This is a genomic window from Sphingomonas sp. GC_Shp_5, from assembly GCF_026540855.1.
Lineage (GTDB): Bacteria > Pseudomonadota > Alphaproteobacteria > Sphingomonadales > Sphingomonadaceae > Sphingomonas.
The window spans coordinates 20,178-37,680 of record NZ_JALNUP010000002.1 but is presented as its reverse complement, the minus strand read 5'-3'; the positions used below and the strand labels follow the sequence as shown (position 1 = coordinate 37,680).

Here is a 17,503-nt window from a genome sequence, read left to right as displayed (position 1 = left end):
GGTCATTCACCGTCTGGATCCAAAGGAGCGTTCATGTCCGCAGCCCGGCTCGTCCCTGCCCTCGTCGCGCTGACGCTCGCCAGCACGCCTGCCTTCGCCCAAGGCCAGGTAACTCCCGCAGCTGCGACGGACGCGCCGCGCTTCGCCCGCATCTTCACTGATCATGCCGTCCTGCAACGCGGCCGCCCGATCGCGGTGTGGGGCTATGCGAAGCCGCGCGCCACGGTCCGCGTCACGCTGGGCGACGCGGCGGCGTCGGTGCGGGCCGATGCCCGCGGCTCGTGGCGCGCCACGCTGCCTGCCCACGATGCCGGCGGCCCCTATGCGCTGACCGCCACCGCCGGCGGCGCGCAGGCGCGGCTCGCCGACGTGATGGTCGGCGACGTCTACCTGTGCTCGGGCCAGTCGAACATGGAATTCCCGGCGCGGCTGTCCACCGGTGCATGGAGCGGCCTCGGTGCGCCGGCCGACCCGGGCTTGCGCTTCGTCACGATCACCAAGGCCAGCGAGCCAGCGCCGCTCGCCGATCTGCGCGATGCCGTGGCCTGGAAGACAGCCGCCCCCGACACCGTTGGCGACGCCTCGGCCGTCTGCTTCTATATGGCTCGTTCGCTGCGCAAGACACTGAAGGTGCCGATCGGCTTCGTCGCCGCCGACTGGGGCGGCACCACCATCGAGGGCTGGATCAGCGCCACGGCGCTGCGCACGCTGCCGGCTTATGCCCCAGGCATCGGCCAGGTAGCCCGGCTGGCCAGTGACCCGGCCGGCGCAAAGGCCGACGACGCCCGGCGTCAGGAAGCCTGGTGGGACGCGCACCTCGCCGGGTCCGCGTCGCAGCGCGCCTGGATCGCGCCCGGCTTCGACGACGCCGCCTGGCCGTCCATCTCGCCGGCAGGGTCATGGAAGGAGGCGGGCATTCCCGCGCTCGCCGGCTTCGATGGCGTGATGTGGCTGCGCCAGCGGATCACGCTGACCGCCACGCAGGCAGCCGCGGCGAACTCCCTTCTGCTCGGCACGATCGACACCTTCGATACCTGCTGGGTCAACGGCCAGCGGGTCGGCAGCGGCACCGCCAATTGGGCGACGCGCGACTATCCGCTGCCCGCAGGCACGCTCCATGCCGGCGCCAACGAGATCGTGCTACGGGTGCTCGGTGGTGGCGGCCTGACCGGCGACCCGCAGGCACGCGGCATCAAGACGGGTGACGGCACGCTGATCCCGCTGGATCGGGCCTGGCGCTACCAGCTCGGCGCGCGCGCCACCGGCCTGTCGGTCGCGCCGGCGCCATGGGACGTGCCCAACAGCCTCACCACGCTCTACAACGGCATGATCGCGCCGATCGCCGGCTATGGCTACACGCTCGCTGCCTGGTATCAAGGCGAGTCCAACACCGCTGCCGCGCGCGACTATGCGACGCTGCTACCGATGATGATGGCCGACTGGCGGCGCGCAGCCGGGCAGCCCACCCTGCCCTTCCTCATCGTCCAGCTCGCCGCCTATGGCCTGCCGCGCAGCGAGCCCGGCGAGTCCGACTGGGCAACGCTGCGCGATATCCAGGCCAAGGTCGCCCGCGCCGACGCGCATGCCGCGCTGGCGACTGCGCTCGATGTCGGCGATCGCTTCGATATCCACCCCTCGCAGAAATCGGTGGTCGGCGAGCGGCTTGCCCGCGCCGCCCGGGCGCGTGCTTATGGCGAGCCGATCGCCGCCGGCGGCCCTGAAGCACTGGCGGTAACACGCGGGACCAACACGCTCGCGATCCGCTTCCGCGACGCGGGCGCAGGGCTGCGCACTTATGGCGCCGATGTAGCGATCGGCTTCGAGGCGTGTGACGCGACGCGCTGCCGCTACGTGCCGGGCAAGGCGGCCGGCGATGTTGTGACGTTGGCGGTGGATGATGCCGCCGCCGTCACCCGCGTGCGCTATGCCTGGGCGGATGCGCCGCCGGTCAACCTCTACAGTAGCGACGACCTGCCCGCGGTGCCGTTCGAGCTGAAGGTGGACGCGCCCTGAAGCGGGCATCTCTGCCCATCTCTCCCTATATGCGCCCGGAACGCATCACTGGAGCGAGACCGACCTCATGACCGACCCTCACAGCCGCTACGCCACCCGCCTCGGCCTCTATATCGATGGCGAGTGGATCACCGAGGGTCGCGAGACACAGCCGGTGCTTGATCCCGCCACCGGCGCGACGCTGGCGGCGCTGCCGCTCGCCACGAGCGCCGATCTCGATCGCGCACTGGACGCTGCCGAGCGCGGCTTCCGGCTGTGGCGGGCGACACCGCCGCAGGAACGCGCCGCGGTGCTGTCGCGCACCGCCGCGCTGGTCCGCGAGCGTGCCGATCTGCTGGCGACGATCGCGACGCTCGAGGAGGGCAAGCCCTTCGCCGAGGCCAAGGGCGAGGTCGGTGCCACTGCGGCACTGCTCGACTTCCACGCCGGCGAGGCGGTGCGCATCTATGGCCGCGTGCTGCCGCGCCCGGTCGGCACCCGCTCGCTGGTGCTGCACCAGCCGGTCGGCCCGGTCGCGGCGTTCTGCGCGTGGAATTTCCCGGTGATGAACCCGGTCCGCAAGCTTTCGCCGGCGATCGCCGCGGGCTGTTCGGTGATCCTCAAGCCGAGCGAGGAGACGCCGGGCGCCGCGGTGGAGATCCTGCGCTGTTTCGAGGATGCGGGCCTGCCCGCCGGCGTCGCCCAGCTCGTGTTCGGCGTGCCGGATGCCGTGTCGCGCCAGCTGCTCGCCTCGCCCGTCACCCGCAAGCTCAGCTTCACCGGCTCGGTCCCGGTCGGCAAGCATCTGCTCAAGCTAGCCGCCGACACGGTGATGAAGACGACGATGGAGCTCGGCGGCCACGGCCCGGTGCTGGTGTTCGACGATTGCGATCTCGACCGCACGCTCGACATTCTCGTCCAGCACAAATTCCGCAACGCCGGCCAGGTCTGCGTCGCGCCGACCCGCTTCCATGTCCAGGAGGGCATCTACGACCGTTTCGCGCAGGGGTTTGCCGAGCGCGCCAAGGCGCTCAAGATCGGCAACGGGCTCGACGCGGGGACGCAGATGGGGCCGATGGCCAATCCGCGCCGGCCCGAGGCGATCGCCGGGCTGATCGACGAGGCGGTCGGCGCCGGGGCACGGCTGCTCACCGGCGGCGTCCACGAAGATGGCGACGGCTTCTTCTTCACCCCCACCGTGCTCGCCGACGTGCCGCTGGCGAGCGGGGCGATGAACGAGGAGCCGTTCGGCCCGGTCGCATTGATCCGCCCCTTCGCCACCGTCGATGATGCGATCGCCGAGGCCAACCGCCTGCCTTATGGCCTCGGCGCCTATTGCTTCACCGAGAACGGCCGACGTCAGAACCGGCTCGGCGACGAGATCGAGGCAGGGATGATCGCAATCAACAACGTTCGGATGAGCTGGGCCGACGCGCCGTTCGGCGGCATGAAGGACAGCGGCTACGGCTCGGAGGACGGTCCCGAGGGCATCGCGGCTCATCTCGTCACCAAGGCGGTGCATATCGCCTGAGCCAACCGCCATGGTCAGGCGGGTGACGGGTGCGCCGGCGCCGTCACCCGCCTATGGAGGCGCCATGGCGAAGAAGAAGCGCTTTCTCACCGCGGTGATGGCCGACGGGTATAGCAAGACGATCGGCCCCACCGCGGCGCCCTTCACCCATTATTGGCGCATCGTCGCCGATCTCGGCGGCGGCCGCATCGAGGTGTTCTGGGGCCATGCCAAGTCGCTCAAGGAGGCTGCCAGCAAGAAGGCCGCGGCCGCCGACGCGGCGCTGCAGCGCGGCTGGAAGGACTATCGCTTTGAGGTCGTCGAACTCACCGAAAGCGCCGAGCCGCCGCGCTGAGCACGGCGCCCTGGCATGAAGCCTGCCTGCCCTATCCCGCCGTTCGCCCTGAGCCTGTCGAAGGGTGATAAGCCCCACCGTGCTTCGACAAGCTCAGCACGACCGGGGCCACATGCGTTCCCGCTACTTCAGCCGGCACGAGCCCGATAGCCGTCGGTCAACGTGCCGAGGAAGGCGATGATGTCCTCGATCTCGGCATCGGTCATCGGGTGCTGCTCGCCGGGTTTTCGGTCGAACGGCGCATCGGCGGTGTCGATGTTGGCGCGGTAGCGCGCCGGCAGGTCGTCGTAGAGCGCGACATGCCCGCGGGCGTCATGCGGGTAGATCCGCGCCGGGTCTGTCGCACGTAGATTGTAGAAATCGAGCACCTGCCTGAGGCTGTGGTAGACGCCATTGTGGAAGAAGATGCCGCGCGTCGCCGCGTTGCGCAGCGTCGGCGTCAGGAACATGCCGCAATATTGAGTCTGGCGGGCGAGATCGGTGCGGCGCGGCCCGCATAGCCCCATGTCGACGTGGTGTGGATCGCGGTTGGCGGCGAGGCCACGGTTGCGCGGCACGCCGAGCGCCTCATATTCGGTGTCAGTGAACAGCGGCGGCATGCCGTCGGCGCCCGGCTGGCTGAGGTGGCACGCGGCGCAATTGCCCTTGGCGGGATCGTTGAACAGCCGCAGCCCGCGCATCTCGGCGTGGCTCAGACGCGCATGGCCCTCCAGCCACTGGTCGTATTTGCTGTCGAAGCGATGGAAGCTGCGATCCTCGATCTGGTAGCGCGACAGCGCCGACATCGCCTCGGCGAACAGCATCTCGGCATTGCCGCCGAGCCCCTTGCCGAACAATGGCTCGAGCAGCCGCGGATAGCCGGCGCGTACGAGCTTGCGCGCGACATCGGCGACGTCCTTGTTGGCCATCTCGGCCGGGTCCATCATCGGCCCCGTCGCCTGCGCCATCAGCGTGTCGCTGCGCCCGTCCCAGAACAGCCCGCCGCGCGGCACCAGCGCGACGCTGGTGGTGGCGACGCCCGCGGCCTTGGTTGCGCGCTGCGTGCCAGCAGCCTGGGCGGCGAGCTGGTCGAGCGGGATCGGCGCATCCTCGTCGGCCGCTGGGCCGATCGCGAAGGCGGTCTGGCGATAGAGATAGGTCAGCGTCGGTGGCGGCCGCAGCCCCTCGGCGATCATCTGCGGACCGCCGAGTTGGACGAAGCGGCCGTTGGGCGGGCCATAGGCATGTGCGGCGCTGTGGCAGGAGGCGCAGGATTGTTGGCCGGAGGCGGACAGCGAGGGATCGTTGAAGATGCGCTGGCCGATCGTCGCCAGCGCGGTGAGCGGTTGCACCGGCGGGCGGATCAGCACCACCGGGTGGGGATTGGCGCCGGTAACATTCTCTACTAGCCGATCGAACATCCGCGGCGCAGCCTGTGGCCTCAGCAGAATGACGGCGAGGCCTAGGAGGATTGCGGCCATGCAGCCGAGCCCGGCGAGCACGAGCAGGCGGCGTGCCCGCACGAGCGATGAGGGGGCCGTGGCGGGGGTAGAGGCGCTCGGCATCGGCCGTCCTGTCAAAGTCCGCAGGGATACCGCGGGAGAGTACCGACGACAGGACGTCGTGCCGGATCAACCGGCGCGACGTCCTGTCGGTTCATGGATCCCGGTGCAGCGCGTACCGCACCGGGTGGTGCCTAGGATCAGGCCGGCGGGTTTGCGACCTTGGTGCCGAGCACCGGATCGAGGTACAGCGGCGTGGTGTGCGGCGCTGCGGTGAAGTCGAACATGTTCATGATCGTCCCCGCGACGCTGTCGTTGGAGCCCCCGCCGAGGCGCTGGCCCTTCAGCCAATTGTCTTCGATAAAGCGAACCACCGACGACTGGGTGATCGGCGTGCTGTCGACGTAGTTCACCTTGGCATAAGGCGAGATCAGCAGGAACGGGATGCGCGACCCGGGGCCGCAGCGGCCGTTGACCGGCGCGCCGGTGAGGCCGAGCGCCTGCAGCGCGGATGGGCCGGTGCACTTGCCGGGCGCGGTGACCTGATCGGCGGTGGCGTCGAACGAGCCGAACTGGATGTTGGGCGACTGGTGATCGTACCAACCGTCGGAATCGTCATACAGCACCAGCACCGCGGTGTTCTTCCAGTCCGGCTGCTGCTGGAGGAAGTTGATCGTCTGGGCGACGAACGCCTGCTCGTCGAGCGGGTTGGAATTGCCCGGGTGGCCATCCTGATAGGCCGGCGCCTTGATGTAATTGACCGACGGATAGTTGCCCGCCTTCACCGCGGCGACGAAGTCGTTGTAGTCATATTGGTGATGCACCGGCGTGGTCGAGCCGGTCGCGTCGAGCGTGGTCTCGGTATGGCCGATCATCGCTACCGAGCTCGGCCGCGTATGCTGCGGGTTCTGCGTCGAGGCATAATATTGGAACCAGGCGTGGTGCGGGCTGTAGTCCACCACCGTGCGGCTGGTGTTGGGCGAGACGGTGCTGCGCTTGCAGGCGGTGGTCGCGTTGGCGTTGGTCGTGGTGAGGTCGAAGCCACCCATGAAGCCGCCCCAGGTGATGCCTGCGGCGTTCAGCAGATCGCCGATGTTCTTGCCGGCCATCATCACCGGGTTGGTGCCGGTGGTGCAGGTGTCGCCCTTGGGATCGGGATCGCCGATCACGCTGAAGCTGCCCTGCCCGTCGGCGACGGTGCCGGTGCCCGAAGCGTTCGACGCGCCGTTGGTGGTGCCGGCGACGACGTTGAGCGCACCGGGCGTTGATGGGCCGAACGAGTCGGTGAACGCATTGTCGTTCATCGCGAAGTTCTGCGCGTAGCTCCACAGGGCGGTGACGGTGTTGCCGTCGAAATAGCCCATCACCTGCGCCGCGGTTCCGAACGCGCCAGCGCCGCCGCTGGTGCCGCGGCCGGTGTTGGCGACGAAGGCGTCCATGCGGCCGTTGTCGGTCGCCAGCTGCTCGGGCGTGTAATTATGGTTCTGGCTGGTCGTGTCATATTGTGCCCGGTCCAGGCGGAACGGGTTCATCAGCGACGGCGAGATGCCGGTCGCCAGGTTGCTGGCGTTGGTGGTGTTGGGGTTGTTGGTGAGCAGCGTCGAATTACGAAGATAGCCGTTGACCTGCGGCGTGCCGCTGACCGCCGTGAACCCCGGCTCACCGGCCGGGTTGGTCGCCGACGGATAGGTGCCGAAATAATGGTCGAACGACTGGTTCTCGCCGAAGATCACCACAAGGTGCTTGATCGGCGTCGCCGTGGTCAGCGCATCCTGTTCGGATGCGACCGGCGTCGGGGTGGGTGTGGGCGTCGGAGTCGGCGCCGGGCCGCTGCCGTCGGACCCGCACGAACTCAGCAGCAATGCGATGCACGCTACCTTGGCGGAAGAATATAACCCCTTACGAAACATCGCGAGACTCCCTGGCCGAACGCGTTGCTTCGCTCCCCGCCCACTCCCGGAAGAGCGACAAGCGTCATCAATGCGGATTTACCGGCATGCCAAAAGAACAATGTGAGCGGCAGGATGCCTGCCGTATTGTTCCAACAGCATGGCAACGTGACAGCTGCATGACCGATCAGATCAAAATCGCATCACATCGTCTTTTGGTCGCGCGGGTTACATCGCGTCGCCGCAGGAACTGTACAGCAATACCGGCGCGGGTGCGCCGTTGCTGGAACGGCGTCGAGTTGCGCATCTAGTGGAGATCGCCACCGCGGGGCCGAGTGCGCCGGACATCGGTCACGAAAAAGCCCGCCTCGTTGCCGAGGCGGGCTCCTTCATTCGCGCACCGCGGATCAGAGGTTGGCGGTGATGCTGATCGCAACCTGCCGGCCGAGCGCGTCGTAGCGCTGCGGGAAGGTGTTGCTGTACGAGAGGCTGTAGCTGTACGAATTCGGGATCACCGGCGGCGTCCGATCGAACATGTTGTTGGCCGAGAACTGGATCGAATAGGCCTTGCTGACGCGGAAGCTCAGCGCGAGATCGAAATAGTCATAGGCCGGGATGCGGAAGTAGTCGCTCCGGGTGGAACCCTCCACATAGCCGATGCTCGTGTCACCCGAGTTGCTGACGTTGGTCAGCGAGCTGAGGTGCCGCCAATTGAACGACGCCGTGAGGAAGCGATCTTGCGTGGTGTAGGTGGTACGCAGGCTGCTGGTCCACTTCGGGATCAGCTGGCCGCAGCCGCCGCCGAAATAGCCCACGCAATTGTACTTGGCGAGGATCGGGGAGTCCTGGCCACCCGCCAGGGTCGTCAGCGAGCCCGAGAAGTCGAAGTCGAGCCGGCCCAGATTCTCCAGCCGCAGGCCGTACTGCCCCTGGAAATCCCAGCCATAGGACTTGCTCTTGTAATAGTTGGTCGTGCCCTGGCGGATGAAGCCCGTGGTCGGGTTCGTGGCAGGATCGCTATCGAGCGTGCCGTCCGGGTTGCGGACGAACATGTCGCAGAAAAAGGCGTTGCCGGTCGCGGCGCAGCCGGTCGAGAAGTAGCTATAGTCGTTGTAGCCGATCGAGTCGTTGAGATCGACCATGAAGCGGTCGACCGAGAAGCTCAGGCCGGGCAGGAAGCGCGGCTTGACGATCACGCCGAAGGTCTTGGTGTAGGCCGTCTCCGGATCCACCGTGAAGTCGCCGCTGCGATAGGTGCAGCCGACGTCCGTCGGGCAGAGCAGGGTCGGGCTGCCGTAGAGGTTGGCGGCAAGACCGGTCGCGGCGCAGGCCTGGGCCGAGGCGACCGGGGCACCATAGGTGCCATTGGCGTTCACCGTTGGCGCGCAGATGTCCTGGTAGCTGGTGGTCAGGCGACCGTAGCCGACGTTCTTGCCCTGGAAGGCCTCAACCACGGTCGGCGCACGCTGCGCACGGTTGACCGAGCCGCGGAAGGTGAGATCCGGGATCGGCGCCCACAGCCCTTCGAGCTTCCAGGTCGAGAAGGTGCTCGGGTTGCTGCTGTACTTGGACGCGCGATAGGCGCCGTTGAACTGCAGCAGGTCGGCGAACGGCTTGTGCTCGACGAGCGGCGCCTGCAGCTCGATGCCGCCCTCCCAGGCATGCTGGCTCAGATTCTGATCGCTGCCGCCGTAGCGGGAGATCCACAGGTCATCGAGATAGCTGTTGAGCTGGTCCTCGCGGAACTCGCCCGTGAACGCGACCGCGACGCCCTGGTTCGCCCACGGGCTCTTGATGCCATAGGTACCAAGGTCGCCCTGGATGGTGGCGACGACGTTGTAGAGCTTGTTGACGGTAACGTCGTGCGCGTAGCTGCCGTTGATCAGATAGTTGAACAGCGCCGTATTGTTGGTCGCCGAGTTGGCGCTGAACGGGTCGAAGGGCACGCAGCCGTCCGTACCGCCATTGGCGCAGGTGATCGTGCCGTTGTTGTTGACCGTGGTGATCGCATTCTGGATCTTGTCATAGTCCGCATTGGCCCAGGCATAATCCTGGCGGTTGCGGGCATAGACGCCGCCGACATCATAGCTCCAGCCGCGGGCGATCTCGCCGCGAACACCGGCGGAGATGCGCAGGCCGTTGTTGAGATAACGGTCCTCCTGGTCCGGCGCGCCGGTGAGACGGTAGCGCAGGTCGACCGGGACGGTGGCGCTGGTGCCGGCAGCGGTGCCGCACAGCGTCTGCGACTGTGACGTCGACAGATAGGGATTGTTGCAGCTGAGGGTATAGGGTGTGCTGCCGTTGGCCGCATAGCCGCTGACGGCGGCCGGATAGTAGTTCTGCGACTGATCGCGAAACCACATCGCATTCGCGTAGATTTCGGCGGCATCCGAAATCTTGAACGAGGTGAACGTGCCGGCATTCCACCGATCGTCGGCGCGCTGGTACGAATAGTTGCTGTAGTAATTGTCGCCGAGCGCGGTGGTGTACGGCACGAAGGTGCGCGTGCCGTTCGGGTTGTTGATGTAGGTGCCGGTGGTGTTGTAGCCGCCGGTGCCATTGGGTGCCAGGGATGCTACATAGCCGTTGGGCGAGTAGGTCGAGGTCGAGCAGCCGAGCGGTCCTTCGATGTTATCCGACACGGTCTGCGTCAGATAGCAGCCAGACGTGGAGCGCGCCGACAGCGGCACGAAATCGCTGTGACGATAATCGACATAGGCCGAGATGTGAAACCGGTCGTCGAACATCTTCTTGCCGACGGTCAACGTCAGATCCGAACGGCCACCGTCGAAGGTGTTGCCCTGGGTCGGCTGGGTGAAGTTGTAGTTGCCGGCGGTCTGCGAGGCGAGGCTCGACTTGTTGTCGTGCGCGTAGAAGTTGTAGTTGCCGTTGAGCTGGATGCCCTGGAAATCATTGTCGAGAACGAAGTTGACGACACCCGCGATCGCATCCGAACCATAGACCGCCGAGGCACCGCCGGTCAGCACGTCGACGCGCTTGAGCAGCGAGGTCGGGATCATGTTGACGTCTTCGCCGTTCATCGAGCCAAGGCGCTTGCCGTCGACCAGGACGAGCGTGCGCTCAAAGCCGAGGTTGCGCAGCTTGATGCGCTGGCGGCCATCTGAATCCTGGTAATTCTGCTGGCTGTCCGGCGCGATCTGCGGCACGCGGTTGAGCACGTCCTCGACGTTCACCGCTGCCTGCTGGTGGATCTCGTCGGCCGTGACCGAGGTGATCGGCGCCGCGGCGGTGGCGTTCGGCCGATTGATGCGTGAACCGGTGACGACGATGTCGCGATTTGCCGCCTGCCCGCTCGCAGGCTCGGCGCTCGTGGACTGCGCGGCCTCGTTGCCGCTCGTGGCGGGGCTCGTCGCAGGGCTGCCCTGAACCGTGGGATCAACCGTCTGTTGCGCCATCGCCGGTGCCGCAAACACCGTCGTGATGCAGGTGGAAGCCAGTAACAAGCCGTGCCATCTGTTCATGTGCATTTCCCTTTGATGTCCCCCGGAAACCTGTTCGCTGCGTCGTCTCAGGCTGCTGGGCGCGCGGGCTTTTCGGCAGGCGCCGCCCCTGCCCACCTCGCCCGTCAGCACGACCTCGCTGCTTGAGCGTCTTAGGTCGCACGGCCGTTGCCTCAGGTTCAATACCAAAACCTGTCCATTTGCATGTTTTGTGGCGGACCAGTGATATAGAAGCAACAATCGCACATGAGCATCTTTCCAGCTGCTCCTTTGATGCGCTGGGCAATCGCGCGCCTGTCTCGGACAAGGAGGGGAATTTGCAGGAAACGTGATCCTCGCAACCCTATCGGACGCTAGTTTTCGGCCCTAAAGGCGATACAAACAGACGAAGCGAGCGCGGCTTTCGCAAGAGCAGATCCACTGCATTCTGTATAAGACCAAAGCGGGATCTTTCGCACAGGAGACCTCACGATGTTGCAGACCACCGAATCCGCAGACCGCATTCGGGAGTTGCTCGCGCGCAATCTCCAGCAGGTCTTTGGCGAAGCAGACGCCGAGCGCCGACGCGCAGCGGTGGAGGAATTGTGGGCCGAAGACGGCGTGCTGTACGTGCCGCCCGGAGCGATTGTCGGCCGCGACGCGATCAGCAGTTTTGCCGGCGACCTGCGGGCGACGCATCTGGACTTCGTCTATTCACCCCAGGGTAGCCCACAGGTAATGCAGAATGCGGGGCGCATCGCCTGGGGGATCGGCACGCCCCGGCGAGGCGCCGGCCTATACGGGTTGGGACGTGATCATCGTGCGCGACGGCCGCATCGCCGCGCTCTACGTGTTTCTCGACGAGACGTCCGACGAGTTCCGTCGCAGCAGCGCGCCCACGCAAGGGTGAGACGCCAGCGCGCGCTCCCGCGGCCGGCCGGTGCGCGGACATGCGAGGCAATCGTTGCCGAGCGATCGCCCGCCAAGCCTCAGTAGGAGAAGCGCAGCGTACCGATGACGCTGCGCGGCGCGGCGTAGAAACCCTGCCCCCATTCGAGCGAGTTGATGTACTTGGCGTTGCCGACGTTGCGAAGGTTGACCGTGGCCTCGACGCGCTTGGCGACGCGAACCCCGGCAAGCAGATCCAGCGTTGCGTACCCGCCCTGGCGGATCGGCAAGCCGCTGGTATCGTCGCTCCCTCGCGTTGCGCTCTGATAGCGCAGGTTCGCGCCAAGCTTGAGATCGCGCCATTCGGGCACCTGATAGGTTGCGGTCGCCTTGAGCGTATCGCGGGGGACGAACAGCCGCGCGCCATTCCCATCGTCGTCGCGCAGCCGCAGGTGGGTGAACCCGCCGGCGAGCAGCCAGCGCGCCGTAATGCGGCCGGAGACTTCCGCCTCGACCCCTTCCGCCGTGACCCGGCTGCCGGTATAAAAGGAGGTGCCGATCGGCCCGGGGCCGTTGGTCCCGTCGAACGTGCCCACATAGTTCGCCAGGTTCGTCTGCCGCGCCCGGAACACCGCGGCCGTGGCGTACAGCCGGCCCTCGAGCCAGTCGCCCTTGATCCCCGCCTCGATGTTGGTGCCCTTGGCGGGGTCTAGCCGCCGGTTGGTGGCATCCACCTCGGTCTGCGGATTGTAGATGTCGGTGTAGCTTGCATAAAGCGTCAGGTGCGGGGCGACGTCGAACAACAGCCCCGCATAGGGGCTGACCGCGCTGTTGCTGCGAGACTGGTCGGTACCATAGGATGTGCCGGTGGTGCGCAGCCAGATCGCCGAGACGCCGACCACACCCTTGAGCCTATCCGCGAGATCGAGGTGCGCCGCACCGTAGAGGCGCGTCAACCGGTCATGCACGCGGGCCTGGAGCTCGGGCGTGGCAAAGCTGGGCTCGGCGGGGGTGAAGGAGGAAAGCTGGCGGATGTCGCCATAATCGATGCCGGTATCGGCATCGCCGTCATATTCGACGTCGCTTGCCCAGCCGTTGGAAACGCCGAGCGCCAGCTGGTGGCGGCGGCCAAACGCCTCGACACTGCCGGAGGCATAGCCGTCGATCAGATATTGCTTGTAGAAGGACGGGTAGAGGCCGGCCGATCCGGTCACGCCGTCTCCGGTGACGGGGTCCGGCCCGGTCTCCCCGCCCGAGGCGTAGAGTATCTTGGCATCGGATTTGAGATCGCGATAGGTGAAGACGCCGCGCACTGCCCAGTCGCCGCCCAGTTTCCAGGCGAGCTCGCCAAAGGCGGTCTGGTCGAGGTTGTTCCAATAGGTCCATGGCGCCGAGGTGGAGGCCGAGCGCTTGTAGGGAATGCGCGTGCCGTCGGCGAACACCAGCGGCAACCCGCCCCACAGCACGCCGTCGGCGCGATTGTCCTGCCGCGAATAGCCAAGGGTCGCGGTGAGACGCGGCGTCAGGTCGAACGCGAGCAGCCCGGCTACGACATCGCGGTTGGTGGAATTATAGTCGAGATAGGAGCCCTGCTCCTCATGCGCCCCGATCACCCGCGCGCGAATGGTGCCGGCGGCATTGAGCGGCCCCGACACGTCGGCCTCGACGCGCCACATGTCGAACGATCCGCCATAGGCGGACGCGTTGGCCTGGAACTGTTCGGTGGGTCGCTTGCGCAGATAATTGATCGTTGCCGATGGGTTGCCCACCCCGGTCATGATCGCATTGGCACCGCGGACGATGTCGACGCGCTCGTACAGCACGGTATCGACGTCGCCGAGCTGGATACCGGTCTGCACCGCCAGGCCGATCCCGTCGACCTGGCGATTGGTGACGGCAAAGCCGCGCGCGGTGTAGTCGGTCCGGTCCGTCTCGTTGCGGTTGACGTTCACGCCCACCGCCTGATCGAGCACGTCGGTGATGTTGGTAAGCGCGAAATCCTCGATCCGCTCGCGATCGATCACCGACACCGATTGCGGCGTCTCGCGCAGCGACAGGTCGAGCCCGGTTGCGGACGCGCTGTCGTTGATCCCCGTCTCGTTCACCTTGGCACCCGTGACGACGATATCGGTACCCCGGCGGGGCTGATCGGCATCGTCCTCGGCGCGAGCCGGGAGCGAAAGCGCAAGGTGCGACACCGTCACGGCAATGGCTGCGGCCAGTTTTCGGTTCATCATCGATCGTTCCCCCCTCAAGGACGATCGCCCCTATGAATATCGCTAATGCTAGTCAATCTTAATAGCAGCATCTGCTTGGGCGCCGCGGCGGTGCTGATTGCCGCGGGCGAACCGTGGCACTGCTCAGCCCGCTCTAGTCCGCTCTGGCTGCTCTGCCTGCATGACGGCCGGCAGCAATCAGCTCATCCTTGGTGAGGTAGCGCTCCGAGCCATAATAAGCGCGGAGCAGATCGGGCGCATTCTGCGCGGGATCCTTCAGCCAGCGGGTATGCCAGGTCATGAACCACAGCCAGTCCGCTTGTGGGCCCAGCCCTTGCGGATCGGGGATCGGTCCGTTCTCGTGCAGGCAGATCGGCACGCTGTCGCCGACGATCGCTTTGACTTGGCCGAACATCCTACTCAAATTGCCATGGTCCTCGACATAGAGGTCGGCGCCCGCGACATCCACATAGCGGCGCCCCGGGTAATAAGCGCGATCGACGTTCTGCCCCGCCCAGCCGAGCACCCAGATCAGGTTGTTCAGGCGTCGGACGCCGACGAAATAGTCGTACATCATTCGCCACAGCGCGATGAACGCGTCCGGTCCATGCTTGCCCCACCAGAACCAGTCGCCGCTGAATTCGTGGAACGGCCGCCACAACACCGGCACGCGTCGGTCGCGCAGCACCGTCAGCAGATCGCCGACATGCGCCATCTGCTCGCGCATCAAGACGTTCTGCGCCGTGCCGGGGATCAATGCCCGCGCGACGTCGAAGTCCTTCTTGGCATTGTCGTAGCCGGTGCCGACGTCAGGTGCGCCCCAGTGCCAGCACAAGGTGACGACCCCGCCGGTGGCATGCCACGCCGTGGCGCGCTCGTTCACGCCCTGCTGGTCGCTCGGCTCGATATAATCGAGCCCGAGCAGCGCCGGCTGCTTGCCCGTGACGTTCTGGATATAGTCGAGTTCACCGCGCGGCCCTGCGGGCGAGAAATTTTGCTCCTGCTGCCCGGTCAGCGTGTGGCGGCCGTAGATCGACCATAGATAGGCGTAGAGTGCCCGCGCCTCGGCCGACGCGTGGGGGTTGCTCAGCACGCCCTTCCCCGGCCCCGTCGCCGGCGCCGCCCACGCGGCGCGCATCGGCACCAGCGCCGCGGCCGACGCGGCGATAGCGTCGCGGCGGGTAATGCCGGCCCCCTTCATCGCCCCAGGCGCATCGTTGGCGACGCAAGACGTTGATCCGCCCGCCTCGACGCCGCCTCGCATCCCGCCATCTGTGGTCACGTCGGTGCTCCTCGCCGTTATTTTTTCCGCTTACCAACAAGATGCGTTACCGCTGTCAACAAGCCGCCGTTGCTTTTGGTGCTCGCGCGCCGCGACCAGGCGATGAACCAGGGAGGTGACATGACCGCACGATCAAGGTTGCCGCTGGCCCGGTCAGGCGCCGCCAGGGTGCGCCGCACGGCCTTGATCGCACTGCTCGGCCTGCTGATCCCCGTCGTGGCAAATAGCGCCGCGCCAGTCCCCGCGGCCCGCACCGGCACGGCGGAGGCGCGCCCGACCCTGGCGATCACCATGGACGATCTGCCGGCCCACGCCACCCTGCCCCCCGGCGCCACCCGGATCGGCGTCGCGCAGCGCATCATTGGCGCGTTCAAGGCGGCCGGTGTGGTCGACGTTTATGGCTTCATCAACGGCGCGTCGATCGAGCGCGAACCGGGGTCGGAGGCAGTGCTCGCGACGTGGCGCAAGGCGGGGTTCGCGCTCGGCAATCACGGCTGGTCGCACGCCAATCTCGACACGCTCAGCGTCGCCGGCTTTGCGACCGAGGTGCAACGCAACGAGCCGCTGCTCGCCGCCGCCGGGGGCGACTGGCGCTGGTTCCGCTACCCCTTTGTGGCGGAGGGCAGTGATCCCGCCAAGCGCGACGCCGCGCGCCTCTATCTCGCCGCGCACGGGTATCGCATCGCCGCCGTGACGATGAGCTTTGGCGACTATGCCTGGAACGAGCCTTATGCCCGCTGCGTGGCGCGCCACGACGATGCTGGGATCGCGCGGCTCGAGACGACCTTCCTCGCCGCTGCAGATGGCGAGGTGGCGCGCGCGCGGCTGATGGCGCATCGCCTCTACGGGCGCGACATCCCGCTGGTGCTGCTGCTGCACATCGGTGCCTTCGACGCCCGGATGATGCCGCGACTGCTGGCGCTGTACCAAGCGCGCGGCTTTGCCTTCACCTCGCTTCCCGCCGCCGAACGCGATCCTGTCTATCGCGAGGACGCCGATCCCCGCCTGCCCTACCGTCCGGCCAGCCTCGAGGCGCGGCTCGATGCCCGTCATCTGCCAGTACCGGCCGGCGGCTTCTCGCTGGCCGCGCTCGATGCGATCTGCCGCTAAGACGCGCCGTCGCGCAGGCCGGGCGCTGGCATTGCTTTGCGCCCTGCTCGCGGTGGCGCCGCCGGCCTTGGCGCGTGGCGCGGTGGCGAGCGGCCGCTATCGCGACCTGTTCCGCGAGTGGCGCCCCTCGCTGACCACGCGCGAGGAGGACATCAAGATCGACGCTTACTGGCAGTCGCTGTTCGAGGGCGATGCCGATCACCGCGTCTATCATGCTGCGGCCGCGACCGCCGATGGCCCCAGCGGCTATATTCTCGATACCGGCAACAACGACGTGCGCAGCGAAGGCATGTCCTATGGCATGATGATCGCCGTGCAGACCGGCCACAAGGCCGCGTTCGACGCACTGTGGAATTGGGCGGCAACCCACATGCGCTATGCGAGCGGCCCCCGCGCCGGCTATTTCCGCTGGCAGTGCGATCCGCACGGCTGCCCGCGCGACACCACGCCCGCGTCCGACGGCGAGGAGTATTTTGCCACCGCATTGTTCTTTGCCGCGCACCGCTGGCCCCATGGCCAGGGCATCTATAATTATGCGACGCAGGCGAATGCCATTCTGGATACCATGCTCCACAAGCAGGCGATGAACGGCGGCGTGGTGGACGGCGTCACCGACATGATCGACGCCGGGACGGACCAGATCGTGTTCGTGCCGCTGGGCGCCGCCGCGCGCTTCACCGATCCCTCCTATCACCTGCCCGCCTTTTACCGCTTGTGGGCGCGCTGGGCGACGGGCTGGCATGGTCAGCGCCGCGCCGATCGCCGGCGCTGGCGGCGCGTGGCGGCGGCAAGCCGGCGTCTGTTCAGCCGCAGCGCCGACCCCGTTACCGCGCTCACCCCCGATTACGCGCGGTTCGATGGCACGGCCGAGCCGCGCGACGGCCACGGCACCTTCGGCTTCGATGCCTTCCGCTCAGCGGTGAATTGGTCGGTCGATCAGGCTTGGTGGGGCGAGGCGCCCGCGGCGGCGAACCGCAGCCGCCGGCTGCTTGCGCTGTTCGCGCGGCAAGGGATAGATCGGTATCCCGCCACCTACCGGCTCGACGGCACGCCGCTGTCGCCGGATCGCTCGCCCGGACTGATCGCGTGCAACGCCGTGGCGGCACTCGCGCTCGACCGCGGCGAGGGCGCGCCGTTCGTCGCCCGGCTATGGGTATTGCCCCCACCGAGTGGCCGGTTCCGCTATTATGACGGCATGCTGCAGTTCATGGCGGTGCTGCACGTCTCCGGGCGGTTCCGCGCCTGGTGAGCCGCCTCGCCACGCGGCAACCATCGCCAGCAACGGCCGCGCGTGCTGGAAGGTCGTTGCGCCGTCGAGGAGAGCCACAAGCTCAGCCTGG

General features: G+C 66.9%; 12 protein-coding genes. 6 read left to right on the top strand and 6 right to left on the bottom strand.

Annotated features, from left to right (window positions below):
- Positions 1–33 precede the first annotated feature (33 nt).
- The 3 genes from OXR60_RS02365 to OXR60_RS02355 all read left to right on the top strand — a co-directional run bounded on the left by OXR60_RS02365 (position 34) and on the right by OXR60_RS02355 (position 3,857).
- Positions 34–2,013: a sialate O-acetylesterase gene (locus tag OXR60_RS02365; protein WP_267393670.1), complete on the top strand. Its 1,980-nt coding sequence runs from the start codon at positions 34–36 to the stop codon at positions 2,011–2,013.
- A 67-nt stretch (positions 2,014–2,080) separates the two neighbouring features.
- Entirely contained in the window at positions 2,081–3,523 is a 1,443-nt protein-coding gene (locus OXR60_RS02360) for an NAD-dependent succinate-semialdehyde dehydrogenase (protein WP_267393668.1), read from the top strand.
- A 64-nt stretch (positions 3,524–3,587) separates the two neighbouring features.
- Positions 3,588–3,857 (top strand): hypothetical protein, encoded by a 270-nt coding sequence (locus OXR60_RS02355; RefSeq protein ID WP_267393666.1) that lies wholly within the window; start codon positions 3,588–3,590, stop codon positions 3,855–3,857.
- Between the two features lie 128 nt (positions 3,858–3,985).
- Here OXR60_RS02355 and OXR60_RS02350 read toward each other — a convergent pair whose 3' ends face one another.
- From OXR60_RS02350 to OXR60_RS02335, 4 genes are all read right to left on the bottom strand, one after another.
- The gene (locus OXR60_RS02350) at positions 3,986–5,401 is read right to left on the bottom strand and encodes a cytochrome c peroxidase (protein WP_267393664.1); all 1,416 of its coding nucleotides are present in this window, start codon (positions 5,399–5,401) and stop codon (positions 3,986–3,988) included.
- Between the two features lie 137 nt (positions 5,402–5,538).
- Positions 5,539–7,248, bottom strand: a complete 1,710-nt coding sequence (locus tag OXR60_RS02345) for an alkaline phosphatase family protein (RefSeq protein ID WP_267393662.1) — start codon at positions 7,246–7,248, stop codon at positions 5,539–5,541.
- Between the two features lie 386 nt (positions 7,249–7,634).
- Positions 7,635–10,709 carry a TonB-dependent receptor gene (locus OXR60_RS02340; RefSeq protein ID WP_267393660.1) on the bottom strand — a complete coding sequence of 1,025 codons (3,075 nt, stop codon included), beginning with the start codon at positions 10,707–10,709 and terminating at the stop codon, positions 7,635–7,637.
- A 345-nt stretch (positions 10,710–11,054) separates the two neighbouring features.
- The gene (locus OXR60_RS02335) at positions 11,055–11,366 is read right to left on the bottom strand and encodes a hypothetical protein (RefSeq protein ID WP_267393658.1); all 312 of its coding nucleotides are present in this window, start codon (positions 11,364–11,366) and stop codon (positions 11,055–11,057) included.
- A gap of 46 nt (positions 11,367–11,412) precedes the next feature.
- Here OXR60_RS02335 and OXR60_RS02330 point away from each other — a divergent pair, with 46 nt between their 5' ends.
- The gene (locus OXR60_RS02330) at positions 11,413–11,577 is read left to right on the top strand and encodes a hypothetical protein (RefSeq protein ID WP_267393656.1); all 165 of its coding nucleotides are present in this window, start codon (positions 11,413–11,415) and stop codon (positions 11,575–11,577) included.
- 79 nt (positions 11,578–11,656) lie between these two features.
- Here OXR60_RS02330 and OXR60_RS02325 read toward each other — a convergent pair whose 3' ends face one another.
- Complete coding sequence (locus OXR60_RS02325; RefSeq protein WP_267393654.1) at positions 11,657–13,792, bottom strand: TonB-dependent siderophore receptor; 2,136 nt, start codon at positions 13,790–13,792, stop codon at positions 11,657–11,659.
- 133 nt (positions 13,793–13,925) lie between these two features.
- Complete coding sequence (locus OXR60_RS02320) at positions 13,926–15,053, bottom strand: glycosyl hydrolase (RefSeq protein WP_267393653.1); 1,128 nt, start codon at positions 15,051–15,053, stop codon at positions 13,926–13,928.
- 120 nt (positions 15,054–15,173) lie between these two features.
- On the opposite strand from OXR60_RS02320, the gene OXR60_RS02315 reads away from it, so the two are divergent.
- A complete protein-coding gene (locus tag OXR60_RS02315; RefSeq protein WP_267393652.1) occupies positions 15,174–16,163 on the top strand; it encodes a polysaccharide deacetylase family protein in 990 nt (329 codons plus the stop codon).
- A complete protein-coding gene (locus tag OXR60_RS02310) occupies positions 16,147–17,412 on the top strand; it encodes a glycosyl hydrolase family 8 (protein ID WP_267393651.1) in 1,266 nt (421 codons plus the stop codon). Before OXR60_RS02315 ends, OXR60_RS02310 begins: the two co-directional genes overlap by 17 nt.
- Positions 17,413–17,503: the final 91 nt, after the last annotated feature.

Coding starts and splice junctions, on each gene's coding strand:
- OXR60_RS02335 (WP_267393658.1), bottom strand. CDS start 11,366: ATGCGTCGCCCGCAGGTCGCCGGCAAAACTGCTGATCGCGTCGCGGCC.
- OXR60_RS02365 (WP_267393670.1), top strand. CDS start 34: ATGTCCGCAGCCCGGCTCGTCCCTGCCCTCGTCGCGCTGACGCTCGCC.
- OXR60_RS02355 (WP_267393666.1), top strand. CDS start 3,588: ATGGCGAAGAAGAAGCGCTTTCTCACCGCGGTGATGGCCGACGGGTAT.
- OXR60_RS02345 (WP_267393662.1), bottom strand. CDS start 7,248: ATGTTTCGTAAGGGGTTATATTCTTCCGCCAAGGTAGCGTGCATCGCA.
- OXR60_RS02325 (WP_267393654.1), bottom strand. CDS start 13,792: ATGATGAACCGAAAACTGGCCGCAGCCATTGCCGTGACGGTGTCGCAC.
- OXR60_RS02330 (WP_267393656.1), top strand. CDS start 11,413: ATGCGGGGCGCATCGCCTGGGGGATCGGCACGCCCCGGCGAGGCGCCG.
- OXR60_RS02340 (WP_267393660.1), bottom strand. CDS start 10,709: ATGAACAGATGGCACGGCTTGTTACTGGCTTCCACCTGCATCACGACG.
- OXR60_RS02350 (WP_267393664.1), bottom strand. CDS start 5,401: ATGCCGAGCGCCTCTACCCCCGCCACGGCCCCCTCATCGCTCGTGCGG.
- OXR60_RS02310 (WP_267393651.1), top strand. CDS start 16,147: ATGCGATCTGCCGCTAAGACGCGCCGTCGCGCAGGCCGGGCGCTGGCA.
- OXR60_RS02315 (WP_267393652.1), top strand. CDS start 15,174: ATGACCGCACGATCAAGGTTGCCGCTGGCCCGGTCAGGCGCCGCCAGG.
- OXR60_RS02360 (WP_267393668.1), top strand. CDS start 2,081: ATGACCGACCCTCACAGCCGCTACGCCACCCGCCTCGGCCTCTATATC.